A 22,822-nucleotide genomic window follows, 5' to 3' on the forward strand; every position below is an offset into this window, starting at 1 on the left:
TCACCAGGAAACGGCAAGGCTGGCGGAGAAGGTGCGGCCCGGGCTGCTGAAACGATCGCTCAGTGCGCGATCGCTGATCAGGCTCGGGGTGATCGACGACCATTCGATGTAGCGCTTGTCGGCCAGGTTGAACACGCCGACATTGAAGGTGGCACCCGGCGCGAAGTTCCAGTGCGCCATCAGGTCCAGCACGCCGTAGCCGGCCGGCTGGTAGACGAACGGCGCCGGTGCGTTCGGATTGGTCTGCGCTGCAGGCGGCGGCAGGCGCTTCTTGCGCTGCACGAAGGTACCGGCCAGTTCGACGCCCCAGGTATCGGTGTCGTACATCAGGCCCAGCGTGCCACGCAGCGGATCGACCGAGGCCAGCGGTTCGTCATCGGTCCGGTTGTCACCACGCGACCATGCCAACGCACTGCGCAGCGCCCAGCCCTTCAGCGCCGGGCTGAGTTCGCCGAACTCGATGCCGGCCTTCATTTCCGCGCCATAGATGCGCGCGTCGGCGATGTTCTGCGACTGGAACACGGTCAGACCCTGTGCGTTGCGACCGGTATCGACGTTGGACTGGATGAAATCCTTGTAGTCGTTGTAGTAGCCGCTGACGCTGACGTACGCCGCCGGCGCGATGAAGCGCAGGCCCAGTTCGTAACCGTCGCTGGTTTCCGGCTTCAGATCCGGGTTGGCGATGGCGGTATAGCGGAAGGCGACGTTGGTCAGGCCGATGTTGACGTCGTTGTACGGCGGCGAACGGAAGCCACGCGCATAACCGGCGAACAGCGACCATTCGTCGGTAAAGCGCCAGACCATGCCCAGCTTCGGCGACACGCTGGTCTTCTTCAGTTGCGCCACGGCCGTGGTCGGGTTGTCTTCGGCGAAGATGCTGTCCACTTCCGGCTTCAGCTCGTAGCGGTCCACGCGCACGCCCGGCACCAGCGACAGCCGGCCATCGGCAAAGCGCATCTCATCCTGTGCATACAGGCCCAGCTCGGTGGTCTTGCTGATCGGGAAGTCACGCACCGGGAAGGTGTCCGGCAGCACCGTGTTGCTGACCACGCCAGCCTTGCTGACCTGATAGCCGTCGCGCTTCTGGCGGATCTCGGTACGGGTGCCTTCGAAACCGTAGGTCAATGCGTGCTCGACGCTGCCGGTGGCGAACGCCTTGTTGAACTGCGCCTGCAGGCCATAGGCATGCTGGTCGAAGGAGAACACGCGGTGGCGACGGGTGCCGTCGGTGCGGGTCTCGTCGGTCTGCTGCCGGGTTTCGCTGTTCTGCGCGTACACCTGCCAATGCAGGCTGTCGGCGAACGGCTGGTCCAGCGCATCCATCTCGTGGGCGAAGGACACGCGGTTGCGCTTCTGGGTGTCGTGGGACTTCATGCCAGTGGCCGCAGCCATCGCGCCGGGGCGCGGTGCAACGCTGGCGATCGCCGACAGCACATTGGTATCGGTGGTGTCTTCGTTGCCTTCCACGGTCAGGCGGAAGCGCTGGTCCTCGCTGGGTGCATAGACCAGTTTGCTGAGCAGGCTGCGGCCGTCGCGATCCTGCGGATTGGACGCGGTGCGGGTGTCGTTGTCGCTGCGCACCGTCCCCTTGTTGTCCGTTTCCTGGCCCTGGTGATGGTTGACGTTGACCAGGCCGCTCCAGTGGTCGCCACCGAAGGCGGCGGTGGCACCGCCGAGCAGGCCCTTCCACTCACCGTCGTAGCCGAACTTCAGGCCGAAGTAGCTGTTCTTGCCGCCCTTGAGGTAGTCGGCCGGGTCCTTGGTCACGAACGCGACCACGCCACCGAGTGCATCGGAGCCGTACAGCGAGCTGGCCGGGCCACGCACGATCTCGACGCGCTTGAGCGTATCGAGGTCGGTGAAGTTGCGGTTGGAACTGGCGAACGAACCGATGTCGAACCGGGTCGGCATGACGATGCCGTCGGTCTGGATGCGCACGCGGTTGCCGTCCAGGCCACGGATGCGGAAACCATCCAGGCCGAAGCGGGTCGCGCTGCGGGTGACCGACAGGCCCGGCTCGTAGCGCACCAGATCCTTGATGTCCTGCACCAGGTGCCGGTCCATCTGCTCACGGTCGATGACATCCACCGTGGCCGCCACGTCGCTCAGCGCCCGCTCGGTGCGGGTGGCGGTGACCTGCACCCGATCGAATTCGCGCGCATCGGGGGCAGCAGTGGCAGCAGCGTGGGCGGACAGCGGCAGCGCCATCCAGACAGCAAGGCAAAGGGCGGTATGGCGGGTCATCGGGTTCGTTCGGTCAGGCAGGGGAACCCCCGGTTACCGGCGCACCCGGAAGGTGCACGCGGTAGACCGAGGGGGAGAGAGCGGGAGCGGACGGGTCGCCCACCCTGTCGGCGCTGCCGGCAGGAGGGAGGGAGGCGGGCGACCAGACCGCGATTACTTGGTCAGGATCAGCTTGTCGTTGCTGGTGTGCCGCAGGCGATAGAAGCGGTCGCCGTGCTGGATCAGGATTTCACGACGGCCCTTGAGCAGGGCTTCGCTGTCGATGACCTCTTCCGGCGGAACGACGCGGACCGGACGATCGCGGAGGGTCAGTGTTTCGGGGCGCAGCAGTACAGGTTGAGCATTCATGAGCATCTGGACTCGTGCGAGGGACGAGTTAAATGATAATGATTCTCAGTTGACAATCAACAACCATTCTCAATTTGATTGATGGGATTAATGATCGAATTCCGTAATCCGATAGATCGCATCAATTAAATGGCGACGCAGGTGTGTAGAGTCGACTGTTGGTCGACTGCTGTTGCTCGAAGCAGTCGGTTATTCGAAGCAGTCGACTGACAGGCGACTCTACCGTTCCCGTTCGCGTTCCCGTCCCGTTCCCTCGGCCGAACCGGCCCGAGCGAGGCCCCCGAGGCCCGGTCGGCCCCGGGGTTCAGGCGAAGACGGCTTCGACCTGCGCCCAGCCGGCCGCGTCGACCTGCTCCAGCACGTCCAGTGCCTGCAGGTTCTGCAGCAGTTGGCTGACCCGGCTGGCGCCGAGGATCACGCTGGAAACGTTCGGGTTGCGCAGGCACCAGGCGATGGCCAGCGTGGCCGGGGCGTGGCCCAGCGCGCGTGCCACCTCGCTGAAGCGCCGCACCTGGCCCAGGCGGGCACCGGCGTCGGCCCCCAGCACCAGGTCCTGCAACCATTCCATGCCTTCCCGCCCCAGCCGTGCATCGGCCGGAATACCCTGGTCGTACTTGCCGGTGAGCAGGCCCGACGCCAGCGGCGAGAAGATGGTGGTACCCAGGCCGGCACCGGCATACAGCGGCGCGTACTCGACCTCGACCCGCTCGCGGTGCAGCAGGTTGTACTGCGGCTGCTCCATCGACGGGCCCTGCAGGTTGCGCGCCTCGGCGATGTCCAGCGCCTGCTGGATCTGCACCGCCGACCACTCCGAGGTGCCCCAGTAGAGGATCTTGCCCTGCCGCACCAGGGTGTCCATCGCATGCACGGTCTCGGCGATCGGCGCGTCCGGATCCGGGCGATGGCAGTAGTAAAGGTCCAGGTAGTCCACCCGCAGGCGCTTGAGTGCAGCGTGGCAGGCGTCGGTCACGTGCTTGCGCGACAGCCCGCGCTGGGTCGGCCGCGGGTCCTTGGCGCTGCCGAAAAACACCTTGCTGGACACGCAGAAACCGTCGCGCGGCAGGCGCAGGTCGGCGATCACGTCACCCATGACCTGTTCGGCACGGCCGTTGGCATAGCCCTCGGCGTTGTCGAAGAAGTTGACACCATGATCCCAGGCGGCGGCCACCAGGTTGCGGGCCTCATCACGCGGGATCTGGTCACCGAAGGTCACCCAGGCGCCGAAGGAAAGGGCGGAAATCGGCAGGCCGGTGGAGCCCAGGCGACGGTATTGCATGCGAATCTCCTGCTGCGGGCCCGCATCCGGGCCGGGATCGACCCCCATTCTACCTGCCGCCGCCAGCCGCAAGCCCTTGCCGTTGCTGGCCTGATCGGTACCGTTGGCCGCGCGCACGCTGCTTTTTCTTGCCCCGGCCCCTGCCCTGCACTAGGCTTCCCGTTTTTCGCGACGCCCCAGGGGAGTCACTCACATGGTCGAAGGTTTGGGCAGGATCGGCTTCGGCCTGTTCGGGTTGGCGGTGCTGATCGGCATCACCTGGTTGTTTTCCAATAACAAGCGCGCGGTTGACTGGAAGCTGGTTGCCACCGGTATCACCCTGCAGATCGCCTTCGCGGCGCTGGTGATCCTGGTGCCGGGCGGGCGCGACGTGTTCGACGCGCTGGGCCACGGCTTCGTCAAGGTGCTGAGCTTCGTCAACGAGGGTTCCGGTTTCATCTTCGGCTCGTTGATGGACACCAAGAATTACGGCTTCATCTTCGCCTTCCAGGTGCTGCCGACCATCATCTTCTTCTCGGCGCTGATGGGGGTGATGTACCACCTGAACATCATGCAGGCGATCGTGCGCGTGATGGCGTGGGCGATCACCAAGGTCATGCGTGTATCCGGTGCGGAAACCACCAGCGTCTGCGCCAGCGTCTTCATCGGCCAGACCGAGGCGCCGCTGACCGTGCGCCCGTACATCGCCAGGATGACCCAGTCCGAGCTGCTGACCATGATGATCGGCGGCATGGCACACATCGCCGGCGGCGTGCTGGCGGCCTACGTGGGCATGCTTGGCGGCGGCGACCCAGCGCAGCAGGCCTTCTACGCCAAGCATCTGCTGGCGGCCAGCATCATGGCCGCGCCGGCCACCCTGGTCGTGGCCAAGCTGCTGATCCCGGAAACCGGCACCCCGCTCACCCGCGGCACGGTGAAGATGGAAGTCGAAAAGACCTCCAGCAACATCATCGACGCGGCTGCGGCCGGCGCCGGCGACGGCCTGAAGCTGGCGCTGAACATCGGCGCGATGCTGCTGGCCTTCATCGCCCTGATCGCGCTGCTGAACGCCCCGCTGACCTGGATCGGTGAAGTGACCGGCCTGGCTGCGCAGATCGGCAAGCCGACCAACCTGTCGACCATCTTCGGCTACCTGCTGGCCCCGATCGCCTGGGTGATCGGTACGCCGTGGGCCGATGCCACCACCGTCGGTTCGCTGATCGGCCAGAAGGTCGTGATCAACGAGTTCGTGGCCTACACCGAGCTGTCGCAGATCGTGAACGGCCAGGTGGCTGGCGTCAGCCTGTCCAGCGAAGGTCGCCTGATCGCGACCTACGCGCTGTGCGGCTTCGCCAACTTCAGCTCGATCGCGATCCAGATCGGCGGCATCGGTGGCCTGGCCCCGGAACGTCGCCACGACCTGGCCAAGTTCGGCCTGCGCGCGGTGCTGGGCGGTACCATTGCCACCTTCATGACGGCGACCATCGCCGGCGTGCTGACGCACTTCAGTTGAACCCTTGGTTGAGAAAAGATTCCCTATGAGCAGCAGTGTCGTTGTCGTCGGTTCCTTCAATGTCGATCACGTGTGGCGGTGCGAGTCGCTGCCGGCACCGGGCGCGACCATTGCCGGCCGCTACAGCACCGGCCCCGGTGGCAAGGGCTTCAACCAGGCCGTGGCGGCCTGCCGCGCCGGTGCCGAGACGCACTTCGTGTGCGCGCTGGGCGACGACGCCGGTGGCGCCACCGCGCGCGAACTGGCGGCGCAGGATGGTTTCGGCCTCATCGCCGAAGCCAGCAGCGAACCGACCGGCACCGCCGGCATCTACGTCGATGCCCGTGGCCGCAACACCATCGTGATCGGCCCGGGTGCCAACGCTGCGCTGAGCACCGACTTCCTGCAACAGCAGCAGGCCCTGCTGACCGGCGCCAGGGTGGTGCTGGTGCAGCTGGAATCGCCGGTGCAGACCATCGAAGCGGCACTGGCCACGGCCCGCGAGGCCGGCGTCACCACCGTGCTCAACACTGCACCGGCCGATGCCCCCTCGACCATCGGCCTGCTCAAGCTGGCCGATGTGATCACCCCGAACGAGACCGAGTTCGCTGCCCTGCTCGGCCGCCATGTCGGTGAGCGCGTGGATGCCAACGACGTCGCCGCGCTGGATGGCGCCAGCCTGCACGCGCTGTGCCGCAAGCTGGTCGGCAACGGTACCGTGGTGGTCACCCTGGGCTCGGTGGGCGTGTTCGTGTCGCATGCCGACGAGAACCTGCGCGGCGATACCCAGCCGTACTACCGCGTGGGCGCCGAACAGGTACAGGCCATCGACACCACCGGTGCCGGTGACGCCTTCAACGGTGCGCTGGCCGCGTCGCTGGCGCAGGTGGCCGACGCCCCGTTCGCCCGCCACGTGCGCTTCGCCAACCAGTTCGCCGGTCGTTCGACCGAGAAGGAAGGTGCTGCAGCGGCGATGCCGCGCTTCACCCCGGCCGACGCCGAAGCAAAGTAGATCCACGCCATGCGTGGATGAAGAAGCCCGGGCATGCAGATGCCCGTGCTTTTTTGTGGGTCTTCCATCCACGCATGGCGTGGATCTACTGCAAGCACCACGGCGGCACGTTCAATGGGGTAGATCCACGCCATGCGTGGATGCACGAGACCGGGCAAGCCATCGCAGCAACAGGCCTGCGGCAATCGCCAGCAACGCAACGGCCGCGCCCACCGCACCCAGCGATGCCAGGCCGAAGCGTTCGATGGCGCCGCCTCCCAACAGCGCCCCCAGGCCGATGCCTGCATTGGCCGCCGAGACATTCAAGGTTCCGGCCAGCGCCTGTGCCTGCGGCGCTGCACGCATCACCCGCACCTGGCACAGCGGAAACAGCGCGGTGTGGGCCACGCCCCAGACCGCCAGCGCGATGAGCGCGAATGCTCCCTGCCCGGCCAGCCCGACGCTGCCCAGCACGCCCAGCGCCAATACGCCACAGAACGCCAAGGTCGCACCCAGTGGCGCGCGATCCACCCAGCGGCCGCCCAACGCGTTGCCGATCAATCCAACCGCACCGAAGCCCATCAGCCACCACCCCACCTGTGCGGCAGGAACCCACAGCAGCCGTTCGAGTACATCGGCCAGATAGGTATAGGCAGCGAACATGGCGGTGAACACCAGCACCGACAACAGCACATTGCCCTGCAGCCAGGGCTGGCGCAGCACGCGTGCCTGTTCGCGCAGCGCGCGCCGCGGCCCGGCAACCGTATCGGGCATCCACAACGCTAATGCAGCGGCCATCAGCAGTGACAACGCTGCCAGCAACCAGAAGCTGCCGCGCCAACCGATGGCATCGGCAGCCAACGTGCCCAGCGGAATGCCGAACAGCATCGCGGCGGTGATGCCCAGATAGACCCGTGCCACCGCACGCCCCCCCTGCTCCGCAGGTGCCAGCAGTGCAGCAGTCTCGCTGGCCGTGCCCCAGAACACCGGCAGGGCCAGCGCCGGCAGCACCCGTGCCAGCGCCAGCAGCCATGGCTGCGTGGACATCGCGGCCAGCGCGTTGGAGCCGGCGAACAGCAGCAGGATGGCCACGAACAGGCGGCGTCGGTCGACGTGCGCGAGCAGCGCGGTCAACGGTGGCCCGGCCAGCATCACGGTGAACGCAAACAGGGTGACCAGTTGCCCGGCACGGGCAATGCCCAGGCCAAGGTCGTGGGCCAGTGCCGGCAGCAGGCCGACGATCAGGAACTCGGTGGTAACGATGACGAAAGCGGACACCGCCAGCAGGGCGACCGAAAGCTGTCGGCGCACATTGGCGTGGCCAGCGGCCACGGGAGAATCGGGGGAGGACATGGAGGAGCACCAGAACTGGAGCCGCCAGACTATTTATTCCCGTAGTTCCGATTACTGCTATATTTTCCACCTATTCAAGACAAAATTTCCCATGCTCCCCACCGAACGCCTGCGTGGCATCGAGGCCTTCGTCGCCACCGCTGACGCCGGCAGCTTCACCGCTGCCGCCGAGCGCCTGCATGTAACCAGTTCGGCGGTCGGCAAGACCATCGCACGGCTCGAGGCACGGCTGGGAGCCAGATTGTTCGAACGCAGCACCCGGCGATTGCGCCTGACCGAAGCCGGTGAAGGATTCCATCGCACCTGCGTGCGGGTGCTGGCCGAACTGGCTGATGCCGAATCAGTGCTGGCCGCACATGGCGGGGCGCCCGTGGGGCGTCTGCGCGTGGATGCGCCGGCCACCTTCGGGCGCCTCAAAGTCTGGCCGTTGCTGCTGCAGCTGGCCGATGCGTTCCCGCACCTGCGGCCGCAGGTGACCTTCGGCGACCGCTTCATCGACCTGGCCGAGGACGGCATCGATCTGGCTGTGCGCATCGGTGGCCCCGAGCCGCTGCCAGCGACCCTGGGCAGCCGCCTGCTCGGCTACGAGCGCCTGTGCTTCTGCGCGTCGCCGGCCTATCTGGAACGGCACGGCCTGCCCCGTTCGACCTCCGAACTGGCCGACCACGACGGCGTGATGTTCGGCCGCGCCGACGGCAGCATCGGGCCGTGGCAGGTGGCTGACGCCGGGAATCGCAGCGCATGGCTGCAGGCCCGCGCACGCCTGGTGGTCGGTAGTGCCGAAGCGCAGGTGGCGGCGGTCGAGGCCGGCTTTGGCATCGCCCAGCTGGCCACCTGGCTGGTCGATGACGCGCTGGCACGCGGCAGCCTGGTTTCGATCCTGCCAACGCTGGACTGCCGCGGCCTGCCCTTGCGCCTGTTGTGGCCACAGGGCCGGCAGCTGTTGCCGCGCGTGGATGTGGCATTGGACCGTCTCGGCGCCGGGTTGCAGATCGATCCGCCGCGCTGAGCGCGGGGCCATCAGGGACGACCGCAGGCAGTGCCATCGCAGCCTGGTCGACTGATAATCGATTCTCCCTAGGCTGGAGGCATTCCCAAGCCTGGGCAACGCCGGGCCTGGCAGCCGGGGGCAGCGCGACCGGGTAGAGTCGACTGGTAGTCGACTGCTTTCCGGCCAGGCCGCGGAAACCCCGCGCTTCGCGCGATAGTCGACTGACAGTCGACTCTACCCCGTCTCGCCACATCCCCAGCCCGGCGGCATTGGCCTTCACCAAGCACCCCACCATCACCCGCCCTTGGGGGCGGTGGAAGCAACCATCAAGCATCTGCTGATGCCGGTACGGCATGAGGTCGGTGCCGATCGGCCTGAACCGGACCGCGCCCGACGCGGCCGTACCGCCGCGCGCGCCCTACAATGGGCGCATGCAGATCGGCCCGTACACCATTGCCCCCAACGTCGTGCTGGCGCCCATGGCCGGCGTCACCGACAAGCCCTTCCGCCTGCTGTGCAAACGGCTGGGCGCGGGTCTGGCCGCCTCGGAAATGACCATCAGTGATCCGCGCTTCTGGAACACGCGCAAGTCGATCCACCGCATGGACCATGACGGCGAACCGGCCCCGATCAGCGTGCAGATCGCCGGCACCGAGCCGCAGCAGCTGGCCGAGGCCGCGCGCTACAACGTCGACCACGGCGCGCAGATCATCGACATCAACATGGGGTGCCCGGCCAAGAAGGTGTGCAACGCCTGGGCCGGTTCGGCACTGATGCGCGACGAGCAACTGGTGGCGCGCATCCTCGAGGCCGTGGTCAACGCGGTGGACGTGCCGGTCACGCTGAAGATCCGTACCGGTTGGGACTGCGATCATCGCAATGGCCCGCTGATCGCACGCATCGCGGAGGACAGCGGTATCGCGGCACTGGCGGTGCACGGCCGTACCCGCGACCAGCACTACACCGGCCAGGCGGAGTACGCCACGATCGGCGAGATCAAGGCCGCGCTGCGCATTCCGGTGATCGCCAACGGCGATATCGATTCGCCGCAGAAGGCCGCCTACGTCCTGAAGGAAACCGGCGTGGATGCGGTGATGATCGGTCGCTCGGCGCAGGGTCGGCCGTGGATCTTCCGCGAAGTGGCGCACTACCTGGCCACCGGCGAGGAACTGCCACCGCCATCACTGGCGGAAGTGCGCGACATCCTGCTTGGCCACCTGCACGCGCTGCATGCGTTCTATGGCGAGCCGCAGGGCGTGCGCATCGCGCGCAAGCACCTGGGCTGGTATGCCAAGGACCGGCCGGAGAATGCCGCTTTCCGCGCGGTGGTCAACCGTGCCGAGGATCCGGCCAGCCAGATCGCATTGACCACCGAATACTTCGACCGCCTGATCGCCGGGGAACCGGCGCTGCCTTCGGCGGCCTGAGCCGCCAGCCCCGCGTCTGCGAACAGTCGAGCCAGCTCGACGCTACAAGAGCCCACCATGACCCCGCCGATTTCCTCCCCGACCTATCTGCACGGGTTTTCCGGCACCGAGCAGCAGCGCCTGATGACCCAGGCCCGGCTGCTGGAGTCAAGCATCTTCGGCCAGATCGACTACAGCGGCGCACGTCGCCTGCTGGAAGTCGGCAGCGGCGTGGGCGCACAGACCGAGATCCTGCTGCGCCGCTTCCCCGAGCTGCACGTGACCGGCGTGGACCTGAGCGAAACGCAGCTGGCCACCGCGCGCGAGAACCTGGCGCGCACGCCGTGGTGCAGCGACCGCTATACCCTGCAGCAGGCCGATGCCGGTGAGCTGCCGTTCGAGGCACGCAGCTTCGACGCGGCGTTCCTGTGCTGGGTGCTGGAGCACGTGCCGTCACCCGCACGTGTGCTGAGCGAAGTGCGCCGGGTGCTGGCACCGGGTTCGCCGGTGTACATCACCGAAGTGATGAATGCCTCGTTCCTGCTCGATCCGTATTCGCCGCACATCTGGCGCTACTGGATGGCCTTCAACGATTTCCAGTACGACCACGGGGGCGACCCGTTCGTCGGCGCCAAGCTGGGCAACCTGCTGCTGGCCGGCGGCTTCCGCGACGTGCACACCGAGATCAAGACCATCCACCTGGACAACCGCGAGCCGGCGCGTCGCAAGACGATGATCGCGTTCTGGGAACAGCTGCTGCTGTCGGCCGCCGACCAGCTGCTGCAGGCCGGCTCGGTGGACGAGGAAACCGTGGAGGGCATGCGCCGCGAGTTCCGCCTGGTGCAGAACGACCCGAACGCGGTGTTCTTCTACTCGTTCGTGCAGGGCCGCGCGACGGTGTATTGAGGCCCATCCTCGCCACAGGATGGCCTGCGGCTCCGGCGGCAACCGGCTAGAATCCCGCAGTCCCGGCCTCGGAACGGCGCGTGCCGGGATCCCCCTCTATTGCCCTCAGGCATCGGTGTGCGGGTACGTCGCGCATGGATGGACCTTACCTGCGAGCGCATGATGAGTGACAGCGGACGAACGCCTTTCTCCACCCATGATGTGAACCTGCCGGGCGGACTCCTGCCCAGCCAGACGCGCCTGCTCGCCGGGATCATCGCGCTGTTGTGCATTCTCTACGTCGCATTCGCGCTGACGCCATCCTCCTACTCGCTGGCCTACGAGTATCTCGGCCTGGCGCCACAGAACCCGGTACTTGGCAGCGCCCGCATGATCCGCAGCGATGAGTGGATCGTGTTCACGCCCTACATCCAGATCGCGGTCAACAACGATTTCGGCCAGTTCAACGCACACTCGCCGTACCACGAGTCACTGCGCACCTTCCAGGCGCTGCCGCTGCTCGACTGGGGGCTGCTGTTCAAGCCGTACCACTGGGCGTTCTTCATGCTGCCTGCAGCGAACGCCTATTCATTCTTCTTCATGTTCATGGCCATGGCCTTCCTGAGCGGATGGGCCCTGCTCCTGCGCCAACTGCGGATGCCGGCACTAGCCGCAGTACTGGTTTCGACCACGCTGTTCTTCGCGCCGTTCGTGCAGGTCTGGTGGACCAGTAATGCCGGTGCCTTCGCGCTGGCACCCTGGGCTGCGGTGGCATGGCTGGGCATCGGCCATCGCGCGCTGCGCATCGTGGCCTGCGCCTATGCACTGGCGGCATGGCTGATCGCGGTGTCCTACCCACCTTTCATCATTTCCTCGGTGCTGGCCCTGGCGGTGCTGGTGCTGGCGGTCCGGCGCGATGCCATCACCGTTGTACGTCTGGTCGATGCCGCCATCGCAGGCGCGATCGCACTGGCGGTGTTCGTCGGCTACTTCCACGACATCATCCCGATCGTGCGCAACACGGTGTACCCCGGCCAGCGCCAGAGCGCCGGTGGCGGTGTCGGCCTGACCAGCCTGCTCGCGCACCTCTTCCCGAACCTGATGACCTACCGGTTCGCACCGCTGCCGTTGTTCAAGGCATCCAACGATTGCGAAATCGCGGTGCTGGGCAGCCTGCTGCCACTGTTCACGCTGGTGCTGGCCGATGGCGCACGGCTGCGTGAATGGGCGAAAAGCCATCGCAGCTCCCTGCTGATCCTCGCCGCCGGCCTGCTGTTCATCGCCTGCTGGATCTTCCTGCCTGTGCCTGCCGTGGTTGGCAAACTGACCACCCTGTCGATGGTGCCCCCCGCTCGCGCACTGCTGGCCTTCGGCCTGTTGCTCAACATCGCCTGCGCGATGATCCTGGTGCACTGCGGCGTGCGCCTGCAGCGCTGGCGCCTGCTGCTTCTGGCGGCGTTGCTGATGGTCGGCAGCCTGGCCAAGTTCCTGTTCGGTGAAGGCCAGTTCAGTCGCCTGCACAGCGCTGCCGATGCCATTCCCTACCTGTGCCTGGCCGCACTCGCCGTCGCCGCGCGGCGCCCGCAGTTGTCGGTTCACGCCGCGAGCCTGGTGCTGGCCACGGCCGCGCTGGCCAACCTGCTGGGCAACGGCCTGTTCAATCCCGTGCAGCCGGCCGGCCCGATCTTCGCAATGGACCGCACTGCCGTCCTGCACTCCCTGCAGGCCCGCGGCTCAGCCACCACGACCGAAGGCGCGCTGGTGGCTCCCGGTGGGTTCGGGGCCCTCCTGCCGGGTGTTGGCATTCCCGCCGTGAACCATGTGCTGTACCTGCCACAGATGGATTACTTCCGCCGCTACTTCCCATCCCTGCCCGACGAGCAGTTCGACTTCACCTTCAACCGCTACCACCACATCACCGTAGCGCCTGAGGGCGACGCACCACGGGTGCTGCAGGGGGATCTGGTGGAACTGCCGGCAAAACCCCTGCTGGCCCACCCAGCCCCATGAATCCGATGACCACCACTTCGCCCTCCGCATCCACGCCGGCTCGGATCGCCGTGATCATCCCCTGCTACAAAGTGACCCGCCACGTGCTGTCCGTGCTGGCGGCGATCGATGATGCGGTAACGGCGATCTACTGCGTGGACGATGCGTGCCCCGACGGCAGCGGCCGCCTGATCCAGGCCGAAGCCAACGACCCGCGCATCACCGTGCTGTTCCATCAGCACAACCTCGGCGTCGGCGGCGCGATCAAGACCGGGTACCGCGCGGCCATCGCCGATGGCATGGACATTCTGGTCAAGGTCGATGGCGATGGGCAGATGGACCCGGCGCTGCTGATGGACTTCGTCGCGCCGATCGCCGACGGCCATGCCGACTACACCAAGGGCAACCGATTCTGGAACCTGACCCACATCCGCCGCATGCCCCCGGTGCGGCGCCTGGGCAACCTGCTGCTGTCCTTCATGACCAAGGCTTCGTCCGGGTACTGGCAGGTGTTCGATCCGACCAACGGCTACACCGCCATCCATGCCAAGGTCGCCAGCCACCTGAAACTCGAGGCGGTCAGCGACCGCTATTTCTTCGAGACCGACATGCTGTTCCGACTGAACACCGTGCGCGCGGTCGTGCAGGATGTGGCAATGGATGCCCACTACGGCGACGAAACCAGCAACCTGCGCATTGGTCGCATCCTGGGTGAGTTCACCTTCAAGCACCTGCGCAACACGCTCAAGCGCATTGCCTACAACTATTTCCTGCGCGACCTCAGCATCGCGTCGCTGGAGCTGATCGCCGGCAGCAGCCTGCTCGCCTTCGGGGGGCTGTTCGGGCTGTACCACTGGGTACGGTCGGCCCAGGCCGATGTCGCCACGCCGGTGGGTACCATCATGATCGCCATGGTCGCGCTGATCTCCGGGCTGCAGTTCCTGCTGGCGTTCGTTGGCTTTGACATCGCCAACGTGCCGCGCCAGGTGCTGAACCGTTCGATCAAGCTCAACCGCCAGCCGCAGTAGAGCCACGCCCTGCGTGGCTGTTGTTCGCGCCATCCACGCATGGCGTGGATCTACGGGTGCGCAGCGCCGGTCGCGGATGCTGCCGGCTCGTGCCAGATGCGTTGCCACATCGCCGCCAGCCGGCGCCCGGCGTCGGCGCGTGCTGCCGGGCTGCTGTAGTCCACGCGCAGCTGTTCGGGCACGATCGGCCGCCACTGCCCGCCCACCTGTTCGGCCACGGCGAAGTTGAAGGTGTAATCCGGTTCCAGGCCCATGCGCAGATCACTCAGCACCAGGCGCCCGTCAACGACCTGCGCACGCATGAAGCCGCGGTTGAACCACTGCAGTCGCTGCACCGCCGGAATCGCCTGCGCCTCGCGCAGTGCCTGCACGTTGGAGGGATGGCCTTCGAACTGCATCGGCCCATGATCGGCGACCAGCGAGCGGTCTCCGACCACGTAGCCATTGGGCGTCATCGCCACTACCCGCCATAGCAGCGTGTTGAACGGCATCGGTACCGAGAAGCGCGGCGCATCGGCCAGGCCCATCGCGGCCAGGCTCTGCTGCGCGACGCGGTCGACCTGCGCCTTGGCGATCAGGCCCCAGCCCAGGTATGCGCTGCTGACCAGCAGTGACACGCCCAGCACCTTGCCGACCCAGGGGCGCGCACGACCGAACCAGGCCACTACGCAGCCCAGCAGCAGCCACACAGTGTATGCAGGGTCGATGATGAAGACGCTGGAGCCCATGGTTGGATGTGGCCGCAGCGGCCACCACAACTGGGTGCCATAGACAGTGAACGCATCCAGCACCGGGTGGGTCACCAGCGCCAGCTGGATCGCCCAGAACCAGCGCACCGGTGACTGCGCGACCCGGCCATTTCCAAAGCGCTTGAACAACCACCAGATCAGCGCCGCCACCCACGGCAGCACCAGCAACGAATGGCTGAAGCTGCGGTGCTCGACCATGTTCGCTACCGGGCCGGTGGCGGTGAAGCCGAGCCACAGCGCGTCGAGGTCCGGCAGAGTACCGAGCGCGGCACCGGCCAGCAGTGCCGCACGGCGATGGCCGGGCGGAGCAATGGCAGCGGCGACGGCGCCACCAAGTACGATCTGGGTCAGGGAATCCATGGGCCGATGCTAACGGCTTACGGGCGTGCCGTCTCACTCCCGGACACCGTTTCTGTAGAGTCGACTGTTAGTCGACTGCTCTTCCATCAGGCTGCGGACACCGCGCGCTGCGCGCGATAGTCGACTAACAGTCGACTCTACGGAAACGGGTTACGCCGCCTGTGACAAGCGCGCGCCCGGTAGCTCCACCAAGGTCTGCCCGTTGTGGTCCAGCAGGCGCAGCGCGCCGTCGTGGTCTTCGACCAGCGCGGTCAGGCTTTCCACCCAGTCACCATCGTTCGCATAGACCAGGCCGTCGCGTTCGACCAGCGCGGCGCGGTGGATATGGCCACAGACGATGCCATCCAGGCCACGCCGGCGCACGTCGTCCAGCCCGGCCTGCACGAAGCGCTCGATGTAGCGTTCGGCCGCACCACTGCGCTTTTTCAGGAACTCCGACAGCGACCAGTAGCGCATGCCCAGCCGGCGCCGCACTGCATTCAGCGCCTGGTTGCCGGTGAGGATGCGGTAGTACAGCCAGTCACCGAACTTTTCCTGCAGGCCGCCGAAGTGGGTCACGCCGTCGTAGTCGTCGCCATGCGCGACCAGCAGCCGGCGGCCATCGGCGGTCACGTGGATGGCGCGGCGGCGCACCTGCATCGCCGGCAGCATCAGCCCGCACACCTGGCGCAGCGAGGCATCGTGGTTGCCGGGAATGTAGATGATCTCGGTGCCGGCACGGCGCAGCGCGTGCAGGGCCTGGATGACCTCGCTGTGCGACTGCCGCCAGTTGGCACGGCGATGGGCCATCCACCACAGGTCGATGATGTCACCGACCAGGTACAGACGCTCACAGCGCAGCTGCGAGAGAAAACGTGCCAGTTCGGTGGCATGGCAATGACGTGAACCCAGGTGCACGTCGGAGACGAACACTGCGCGCCGGTGCGGCGACAGGTTCGCCAGCACGCTCATGCCGGCATCCCCGCATCGCGCAGGTAGCGTTTGCGCTTGTTCGGCCGGATCGCGCACAGGTCCACTTCGATCAGGCCGTCGATCGAATCGCTGAAGTCCGGGTCGACACCGAAGGCGAGGAAGCGCGCGCCACCGGGTTCGCACAGATCGGTGTACTGGCGATACAGCGTCGGCACGCCGGTGCCGAGTGCGGCCAGGTTGGCCTTGAGCACATCGAACGCGGCGCCTGCATCCAGCTCGCCAAAACTCGGCGGCGCGGCGAAGTACTGGAACGGGCGGTTCGATTCGGCCAGGCCGGCGGTACCGCCGTAATAGCGCTGGTAGTACGCCACCAGCTGCTCGCGCGCATCGCGTGGCAGCGCCGCGCTGATCGACACGGCGCCGAACAGGTAGCGGATACCCGGCCGGCACTGCAGGTAGGCACCGATGCCCTGCCACAGGTAGTCCAGGCTGCGGCTGCCCCAGTAGTCGGGCACCACGAAGCTGCGGCCCAGTTCCAGGCCTTCGGCGATGTGGGTGATGGCATCGTCGGAATAGCGGAACAGCGACGCGCTGTAGAGCCCGGACAGTCCGTGCCGGGCCAGCGCATGGGCGCCCCGCATGATCCGGTACGCGCCGGCGATGCGCTGCGCGGCCGCGTCCCAGATCACGATGTGCTCGTACTGCGGGTCGTAATCGTCCAGGTCCCGGCTGCGCCCGGTGCCCTCGCCCACCTGGCGGAAGGTCAGTTCGCGCAGGCGGCCCAGCTCCAGCAGCAGCGGCGAATCGGCAGTACAAGTGGCCAGCAGAATCTGCTTGCCGTCGGCGGTCTGGCCCAGCTGGGTGGCTGCGGCAATCCCAGCGGCGACCTGCGAGGGTGGCACCGGCGCCGCCAGCGGCTCGGGGCCTGCGAAGGCAGCGGCATTGCCGGCCGCGCCATTGCGGCCCAGCGCATACAGCGCGCGGCGTACCGACAGCAGCTGCGCGCCCGGGTCACCGCCCTTGCCCAGCTGCATCGGCTCACCGATGCTCAGGCGCAGCGGGCGGCCGCGGCGGGTGAACATCTCGCGCGCCAGCAGCGCGGTGCCGGCCGGCTTGAACAGGGTCGAGGCGCCGTAGAACAGCGCCGAGTTGCGCGCTTCCACCCGTACCGGCAGCACCGGCGCGCCGGCGGCACGGGCAAAGCGGACGAAACCGCGCTGCCAGCGACCATCGCGGATGCCTCGCAGCGAGAGGCGCGAGACCTCGCCGGCCGGGAACACGATCACGCACTGCTCGGCGGCCAACGCCTCCTCCACAGCGTGCAGGCTGCCACGCTGGGCCTTGCCACCAAGGATGCGCACCGGCAACAGCAGGTCCTGCAGTGGCGCAATCGCCCCCAGCAGGTCGTTGGCCACGATCCGCACATCGCGGCGGATGCGGCCGACCGCGTCCAGCAGGGCCAGCGCGTCCAGTGCGCCGGACGGGTGGTTGGCGACGATCAGCAAGCGACCGGTGGCCGGGATCTTCGCCAACGCGGCCGGATCCACCTGGTACTGGCCATCGATGAACTCCAGCCCGGCGGCGACGAAGCCGAATCCGCGCAATCCTGCACTGCGCTGCAGGAATGCTTCGATCTGGTCCAACCGCGACCAGCGCCCGACGCTGCGAAGCAATGGCCGCGCCAGTTGGCCACGACGGCCATGGAACCAATCGGGAAAGCGTTGCTGGAGACGCTGTTCAAGTTCCTGCATGGCGGATCCACTCATGCCCGGCGGCCGTATTGGCCGACAGCCTGCGCCCGGCAGGCGGCAGCCAGATGGCGGTTTCGGGGCAGAACGATGACGGTCGTCCCCGGCCGGAGGGGCCGCAACCGCCCCCCTCGCCACCCGGCCCGCCGTCACACTGGTGGAACACTGGGCCTCGAGGCCGGGGCCCAATCCCGTCAGGACGGCCCTTGCCGGGCCTACGCGGGCTTAACCACCGGCAACCGGTACAGGTTCACAATGCACAGGCGGCGCACCCCGTGTATCATGCGCGCCCATCTTTCCATCCGAATCAAGGGATATTACGCCTGATGTCCAGCTATCTCTTCACCTCCGAGTCGGTCTCCGAAGGCCATCCGGACAAGGTTGCCGACCAGATCTCCGATGCGGTGCTGGACGCGATCCTGACCCAGGACCAGCGCGCCCGCGTGGCCTGCGAGACCATGGTCAAGACCGGCGTTGCCATCGTGGCCGGTGAAATCACCACCAGCGCCTGGATCGACCTGGAAGCCCTGACCCGCAAGGTCATCACGGACATCGGCTATGACAGCTCCGACGTCGGCTTCGACGGCGCCACCTGCGGCGTGCTGAACCTGATCGGCAAGCAGTCGCCGCACATCGCCCAGGGCGTGGATCGCAAGAAGCCGGAAGAAATGGGCGCTGGCGACCAGGGCCTGATGTTCGGCTATGCCACCAACGAGACCGACAGCTACATGCCGGCCGCGATCCACCTGTCGCACCGCCTGGTCGAGCAGCAGGCCAAGATCCGCAAGAAGAAGAACTCGCCGCTGTCGTGGCTGCGTCCGGACGCCAAGAGCCAGGTCACCCTGCGCTATGAAAACGGCGTGGTCTCGGCCATCGACGCCGTGGTGCTGTCGACCCAGCATGCCCCGGGCATCAAGCAGAAGGACCTCATCGAGGCCGTCCGCGAAGAGATCATCAAGCCGGTGCTGCCGGCCAAGTGGCTGCACAAGGGCACCAAGTTCCACATCAACCCGACCGGCAAGTTCGAGATCGGCGGCCCGGTGGGCGACTGCGGCCTGACCGGCCGCAAGATCATCGTCGACACCTACGGCGGCTGGGCCCGTCACGGTGGTGGCGCCTTCTCCGGCAAGGATCCGTCCAAGGTCGATCGTTCGGCGGCCTACGCGGCCCGCTACGTCGCCAAGAACGTGGTTGCCGCCGGCCTGGCCGACCGTTGCGAAGTGCAGGTCTCCTACGCCATCGGCGTGGCTGAGCCGACCTCGATCTCGGTCACCACCTTCGGCACCGGCAAGATCAGCGACGACAAGATCGAGAAGCTGATCCGCAAGCACTTCGACCTGCGCCCGTACGGCATCATCAAGATGCTGGACCTGATCCACCCGATGTACCAGCAGACCGCGGCCTATGGCCACTTCGGCCGCAAGCCGAAGGAGTTCAGCTACCTCAACGGCGAAGGCGAGACCGTCAACGCCACGGCCTTCTCCTGGGAGAAGACCGACCGCGCCGCCGCCCTGCGCGCCGATGCGAAGCTGAAGTAAAGCCGGCGGGTAGAGCCGACCGGTAGAGCCGACTGTTAGTCGGCTGACCTTGAAGAAGGGCCGCGCAAGCGGCCCTTCTGCTTTCTGGTAGAGCCGGCCGCTGGCCGGCTTTTTCATGGCCTCCGGAAACAATCGCGCGGTTGCCGATACAATCCGCCGCATGTCGACCGAACTGAAAACCCACCAGCTGTCCATGACCGTGCTGATGTCGCCGGAAATGGCCAATTTCTCCGGCAAGGTCCACGGTGGTGCGATCCTGCGCCTGCTCGACCAGGTCGCCTACGCCTGCGCCAGCCGTTACGCCGGCAGCTACGTAGTCACCCTGTCGGTGGACCAGGTGATGTTCCGCCAGCCCATCGCGGTGGGCGAACTGGTCACCTTCCTGGCCTCGGTGAACTACACCGGCACCTCGTCGATGGAGATCGGCATCAAGGTGGTGGCCGAGGACATCCTCAAGCGCAGCGTGCGCCACGCCAACAGCTGCTTCTTCACGATGGTGGCGGTGGACGAGGAAGGCCGGCCGACGCCGGTGCCGCCCCTGCAGCCGGCCACATCCGACGAGAAGCGCCGCCAGGCCGCCGCACAGATCCGCCGCCAGCTGCGTCAGGAAATGGAACAGCGCCATCTGGAACTGCTGGCGTCGAACCCGCCGTCGCCGGAGGAATGAGGTAGTGCCGGCCGCTGGCCGGCAACCTCGTGCGTGCCGCCAAACATCATGAGGTTGCCGGCCAGCGGCCGGCACTACCGCTACACCTCACCCGGTGTTCTGCACGCCCTGCGAAACACCGTTCACGCACGCAACCAGCGCGCGCAGCAGGTCGTCGTCCTCGCGGCCGCTGGCCCGCCAGCGCTGCAGCAGATCCACCTGCAGCACGCTGATCGGATCGACGTAGGGATTTCGCAGGCGGATCGACAGCGCCAGCCGCGCGTCGTGGTCCAGCAGCGTCTGCTGGTCCATCAACGCCAGCAGCCAGTGCCGGGTCAGGTCCAGCTCGCGCTGCACCTGCGGGAAGAAGCGTTCGTGCAGTTCGCCCGACAGCTTCGAGAACTGCTCGGCGATGGTGATATCGCCCTTGGACAGCACCATCGCGATGTCGTCCAGGAAGGTGCGGAAGAACGGCCAGTCGCGCGCCATCTCGCGCAAGGTACCCTCGTGACCGGCATCCACCGCCGCCTGCAGGCCACTGCCCACGCCATACCAACCGGGAATGACGGCACGCGCCTGGCTCCAGGCGAACACCCAGGGAATCGCACGCAGGTTGCCCAGTGCTGCGTCCTGGCCGAGCCGGCGCGACGGACGCGAGCCCAGCGTCATCCGTTCGATCACATCGATCGGCGTGGCGGTGCGGAAGTAGTCCATGAAGCCGGCCTGGCCGACGAAGCCACGGTAGACCTCGCTGCTGGCAGCGGACACCACGTCCATCACCGGCCGCCAGTCGTCCTCGCGCGGCTCAGCCGCGCGCGGGCGCAGGCTGGCGCGCAGCACCGCGCCGGTGGCCTGTTCCAGCGAACGCAGCGCCAACGCACGAATGCCGTATTTGCGATGGATCACCTCGCCCTGCTCGGTCACCCGCAGGCGGCCGTCGATGCTGCCGCGCGGCGACGCGTCGACTGCGTGCGTGGTCTTGCCACCGCCACGGCTGATCGAGCCGCCGCGGCCATGGAAGAAGGTCAGCCGGATGCCCGCCTCGGCCGCCACCTCCAGCAGTTCCACCTGCGCGCGCTGCAGGCCCCAGCGCGAGGCGGCGATACCGCCGTCCTTGCTGCTGTCCGAATAACCCAGCATCACCATCTGCACGTCGCCGCGCGCACGCAGATGGGCGCGGTACACCGGGTCCGCCAGCAGGTCGCGCAGGGTGGCGGTACCGCGCTTGAGGTCGTCCACCGTTTCAAACAACGGCGCGATATCCAGCGGCACTGATCCGTTCTCTTCCACCAGCCCGCCACGGCGTGCCAGCGCCAGCACCGCCAGCACATCGCTGCGGTCGTGTGCCATCGAGATGATGTAGCTGCCCAGCGCATCACCGCCATGGCGTGCGCGTGCATCGGCCAGTGCCGCGAATACCGCATCCAGCCGCTGGTTGCCTTCGTCGTCACCGTTGGGCAATGCCGTTTCACCGCTGGCATGCGGGCCCAGCAGCCGCGCACGACCCAGTGCATCCAGCGCCTGCCAGGCCTCCTCGCCGCCCAGCACGGCGGCCAGCGCGCGCGCGTGCACGCTCGACTCCTGGCGCACGTCCAACCGCGCCAGATGGAAGCCGAAGGTCTTCACCCGCCACAGCAGGCGCTGCACGGCAAAGCCACCGGCATGCTCGCCGCGGTTCGCACGCAGGCTGTCGAGGATCAGCTGCAGATCCTCGATCAGCTCGTCCGGGCCAGCGTAGTTGCCTTCGCCATCATCCAGCGTGGCCTGAAGGCGCGCGCGCATGCGGTCGTTGAGCAGGCGGTACGGCATGTCGGCATGGCGCGGGCGCGACTGCACCTGCGGCAGCAGCTGCTGGTACTGCGCCACGCGCGCCTGCAGCGCATCGCTCACCCCTACCCGCTCGGTGGACTGGCTGAGCAGGCTGGCCAGCTGCAGTAGTTCCTTCTGGTAGCGCCCGAGCACCGCCTGCCGCTGCGCATCCAGCGTGTTGCGGATGGTGGTGGCATCCACGTTCGGGTTGCCGTCCATGTCGCCGCCCACCCACGTACCAAAGCGCAGCAGGCGCGGCAGCGGCAGTTCTTCGCCGTAGGTATCGCGCAGCGCCTGCTGCAGCGATTCGTACAGCACCGGGATCACCCGGTACAGCACCTCCCCCAGATAGAAGCCGACGTGCTCGCGCTCGTCATCGACGGTCGGCCGCACCGGTGAGGAATCGGTGGTCTGCCACGACGCGGTGAGCGCCATGCGGAAGCGCGCGGCATCGGCGGCGGCTTCACCCGGCGTGCGCTGGCCGTCGAGGTTGTCGACCAGACTGGCCACCATCAGCTGTTCCTTCTCCAGCAGCGCACGGCGCACCGCTTCGGTCGGATGCGCGGTGAACACCGGTTCGATGTCGATGCGCGGCAGCCACTGCGCCAGTTCGTCCAGGCCCACGCCCTGTGCCTTCAGGTGCTGCAGCGCATCCTGCAGGCCATCGGGCTGCGGCGCGGCGGTACCGGCGCGCTGGTAATCGCGGCGGCGGCGGATGCGATGCACGCGCTCGGCGATGTTGACCACCTGGAAGTAGGTGCTGAAGGCCCGCACCATGGTCTCGGCCTGCTGCGGCGTGCGCCCGGCCAGGCCATCGGCCAGCTCCGACAGCGGCGCCTGGTTTTCGCGACGGGCGATGGCGCGGGTACGCACGTCCTCGACGTCATCAAGAAACGCGGCCGACACCTGTTCGACCAGCAGGTCGCCGACCAGTGCGCCAAGCCGGCGCACATCATCGCGAAGCGGAAGATCGGGAGAAGCAAATTCGATGCTGCTGCGGTACTCGTTCATCGGCGACGCACAGGCCTCGGTCAACGGATCCAGGCCCCAAGCCTATCCCAGATCGGGCGTCGTGCTG

17 protein-coding genes are annotated in these 22,822 nt (G+C 67.0%); 9 read left to right on the top strand and 8 right to left on the bottom strand.

What is annotated here, in order from left to right:
* The 3 genes from AC5P9F_RS15090 to AC5P9F_RS15100 form a co-directional block, all read right to left on the bottom strand.
* Entirely contained in the window at positions 1-2,244 is a 2,244-nt protein-coding gene (locus tag AC5P9F_RS15090; RefSeq protein WP_308679966.1) for a TonB-dependent hemoglobin/transferrin/lactoferrin family receptor, read from the bottom strand.
* Between the two features lie 153 nt (positions 2,245-2,397).
* A complete protein-coding gene (hemP, locus tag AC5P9F_RS15095) occupies positions 2,398-2,592 on the bottom strand; it encodes a hemin uptake protein HemP (RefSeq protein WP_005412278.1) in 195 nt (64 codons plus the stop codon).
* Positions 2,593-2,896: 304 nt separating this feature from the next.
* Positions 2,897-3,868, bottom strand: a complete 972-nt coding sequence (locus AC5P9F_RS15100) for an aldo/keto reductase (RefSeq protein ID WP_024957304.1) — start codon at positions 3,866-3,868, stop codon at positions 2,897-2,899.
* 193 nt (positions 3,869-4,061) lie between these two features.
* On the opposite strand from AC5P9F_RS15100, the gene AC5P9F_RS15105 reads away from it, so the two are divergent.
* Complete coding sequence (locus AC5P9F_RS15105) at positions 4,062-5,360, top strand: NupC/NupG family nucleoside CNT transporter (protein WP_005408115.1); 1,299 nt, start codon at positions 4,062-4,064, stop codon at positions 5,358-5,360.
* Positions 5,361-5,385: 25 nt separating this feature from the next.
* A complete protein-coding gene (locus AC5P9F_RS15110) occupies positions 5,386-6,351 on the top strand; it encodes a ribokinase (protein WP_005408114.1) in 966 nt (321 codons plus the stop codon).
* 111 nt (positions 6,352-6,462) lie between these two features.
* On the opposite strand, the gene AC5P9F_RS15115 is transcribed toward AC5P9F_RS15110, so the two are convergent.
* Entirely contained in the window at positions 6,463-7,683 is a 1,221-nt protein-coding gene (locus AC5P9F_RS15115; RefSeq protein ID WP_043035380.1) for an MFS transporter, read from the bottom strand.
* A 91-nt stretch (positions 7,684-7,774) separates the two neighbouring features.
* On the opposite strand from AC5P9F_RS15115, the gene AC5P9F_RS15120 reads away from it, so the two are divergent.
* The 5 genes from AC5P9F_RS15120 (at position 7,775) to AC5P9F_RS15140 (ending at position 13,982) form a co-directional block, all read left to right on the top strand.
* Positions 7,775-8,692, top strand: coding sequence for a LysR family transcriptional regulator (locus AC5P9F_RS15120; protein WP_043035379.1), 918 nt, complete (start codon positions 7,775-7,777; stop codon positions 8,690-8,692).
* A 413-nt stretch (positions 8,693-9,105) separates the two neighbouring features.
* Positions 9,106-10,101 carry a tRNA dihydrouridine synthase DusB gene (dusB, locus tag AC5P9F_RS15125; protein WP_012479176.1) on the top strand — a complete coding sequence of 332 codons (996 nt, stop codon included), beginning with the start codon at positions 9,106-9,108 and terminating at the stop codon, positions 10,099-10,101.
* 57 nt (positions 10,102-10,158) lie between these two features.
* Positions 10,159-10,986, top strand: coding sequence for a class I SAM-dependent methyltransferase (locus AC5P9F_RS15130; RefSeq protein WP_005408109.1), 828 nt, complete (start codon positions 10,159-10,161; stop codon positions 10,984-10,986).
* Positions 10,987-11,148: 162 nt separating this feature from the next.
* Positions 11,149-12,975 carry a DUF7657 domain-containing protein gene (locus AC5P9F_RS15135; RefSeq protein ID WP_241898578.1) on the top strand — a complete coding sequence of 609 codons (1,827 nt, stop codon included), beginning with the start codon at positions 11,149-11,151 and terminating at the stop codon, positions 12,973-12,975.
* Positions 12,972-13,982, top strand: a complete 1,011-nt coding sequence (locus AC5P9F_RS15140; protein ID WP_049459457.1) for a glycosyltransferase family 2 protein — start codon at positions 12,972-12,974, stop codon at positions 13,980-13,982. Before AC5P9F_RS15135 ends, AC5P9F_RS15140 begins: the two co-directional genes overlap by 4 nt.
* Before the next feature lie 50 nt (positions 13,983-14,032).
* Here AC5P9F_RS15140 and AC5P9F_RS15145 read toward each other — a convergent pair whose 3' ends face one another.
* The 3 genes from AC5P9F_RS15145 to olsF all read right to left on the bottom strand — a co-directional run bounded on the left by AC5P9F_RS15145 (position 14,033) and on the right by olsF (position 17,754).
* Positions 14,033-15,091, bottom strand: a complete 1,059-nt coding sequence (locus AC5P9F_RS15145; protein WP_099472864.1) for a metal-dependent hydrolase — start codon at positions 15,089-15,091, stop codon at positions 14,033-14,035.
* 150 nt (positions 15,092-15,241) lie between these two features.
* A complete protein-coding gene (locus AC5P9F_RS15150; protein WP_049459459.1) occupies positions 15,242-16,042 on the bottom strand; it encodes a UDP-2,3-diacylglucosamine diphosphatase in 801 nt (266 codons plus the stop codon).
* Entirely contained in the window at positions 16,039-17,754 is a 1,716-nt protein-coding gene (olsF, locus tag AC5P9F_RS15155; protein WP_049459460.1) for a bifunctional ornithine lipid synthase OlsF, read from the bottom strand. Before olsF ends, AC5P9F_RS15150 begins: the two co-directional genes overlap by 4 nt.
* A gap of 323 nt (positions 17,755-18,077) precedes the next feature.
* Between olsF and metK the strand changes: the two genes are divergently transcribed.
* Complete coding sequence (gene metK / locus AC5P9F_RS15160) at positions 18,078-19,289, top strand: methionine adenosyltransferase (RefSeq protein ID WP_005408103.1); 1,212 nt, start codon at positions 18,078-18,080, stop codon at positions 19,287-19,289.
* Between the two features lie 160 nt (positions 19,290-19,449).
* On the top strand, positions 19,450-19,956 hold the full coding sequence (locus AC5P9F_RS15165) for an acyl-CoA thioesterase (protein ID WP_005415314.1): 507 nt from the start codon (positions 19,450-19,452) through the stop codon (positions 19,954-19,956).
* An 87-nt stretch (positions 19,957-20,043) separates the two neighbouring features.
* Here the strand turns inward: AC5P9F_RS15165 and ppc are convergent, their stop codons facing one another.
* The gene (gene ppc, locus AC5P9F_RS15170) at positions 20,044-22,755 is read right to left on the bottom strand and encodes a phosphoenolpyruvate carboxylase (RefSeq protein ID WP_043035373.1); all 2,712 of its coding nucleotides are present in this window, start codon (positions 22,753-22,755) and stop codon (positions 20,044-20,046) included.
* Positions 22,756-22,822 lie beyond the last annotated feature (67 nt).

The sequence above is a fragment of the Stenotrophomonas sp. YJH_SMC_4 genome (assembly GCF_059371575.1).

Coding starts and splice junctions, on each gene's coding strand:
- ppc (WP_043035373.1), bottom strand. CDS start 22,755: ATGAACGAGTACCGCAGCAGCATCGAATTTGCTTCTCCCGATCTTCCG.
- hemP (WP_005412278.1), bottom strand. CDS start 2,592: ATGAATGCTCAACCTGTACTGCTGCGCCCCGAAACACTGACCCTCCGC.
- olsF (WP_049459460.1), bottom strand. CDS start 17,754: ATGCAGGAACTTGAACAGCGTCTCCAGCAACGCTTTCCCGATTGGTTC.
- AC5P9F_RS15150 (WP_049459459.1), bottom strand. CDS start 16,042: ATGAGCGTGCTGGCGAACCTGTCGCCGCACCGGCGCGCAGTGTTCGTC.
- metK (WP_005408103.1), top strand. CDS start 18,078: ATGTCCAGCTATCTCTTCACCTCCGAGTCGGTCTCCGAAGGCCATCCG.
- AC5P9F_RS15120 (WP_043035379.1), top strand. CDS start 7,775: ATGCTCCCCACCGAACGCCTGCGTGGCATCGAGGCCTTCGTCGCCACC.
- AC5P9F_RS15110 (WP_005408114.1), top strand. CDS start 5,386: ATGAGCAGCAGTGTCGTTGTCGTCGGTTCCTTCAATGTCGATCACGTG.
- AC5P9F_RS15140 (WP_049459457.1), top strand. CDS start 12,972: ATGAATCCGATGACCACCACTTCGCCCTCCGCATCCACGCCGGCTCGG.
- AC5P9F_RS15135 (WP_241898578.1), top strand. CDS start 11,149: ATGAGTGACAGCGGACGAACGCCTTTCTCCACCCATGATGTGAACCTG.
- AC5P9F_RS15090 (WP_308679966.1), bottom strand. CDS start 2,244: ATGACCCGCCATACCGCCCTTTGCCTTGCTGTCTGGATGGCGCTGCCG.
- AC5P9F_RS15145 (WP_099472864.1), bottom strand. CDS start 15,091: ATGGATTCCCTGACCCAGATCGTACTTGGTGGCGCCGTCGCCGCTGCC.
- AC5P9F_RS15115 (WP_043035380.1), bottom strand. CDS start 7,683: ATGTCCTCCCCCGATTCTCCCGTGGCCGCTGGCCACGCCAATGTGCGC.
- AC5P9F_RS15105 (WP_005408115.1), top strand. CDS start 4,062: ATGGTCGAAGGTTTGGGCAGGATCGGCTTCGGCCTGTTCGGGTTGGCG.
- dusB (WP_012479176.1), top strand. CDS start 9,106: ATGCAGATCGGCCCGTACACCATTGCCCCCAACGTCGTGCTGGCGCCC.
- AC5P9F_RS15165 (WP_005415314.1), top strand. CDS start 19,450: ATGTCGACCGAACTGAAAACCCACCAGCTGTCCATGACCGTGCTGATG.
- AC5P9F_RS15100 (WP_024957304.1), bottom strand. CDS start 3,868: ATGCAATACCGTCGCCTGGGCTCCACCGGCCTGCCGATTTCCGCCCTT.
- AC5P9F_RS15130 (WP_005408109.1), top strand. CDS start 10,159: ATGACCCCGCCGATTTCCTCCCCGACCTATCTGCACGGGTTTTCCGGC.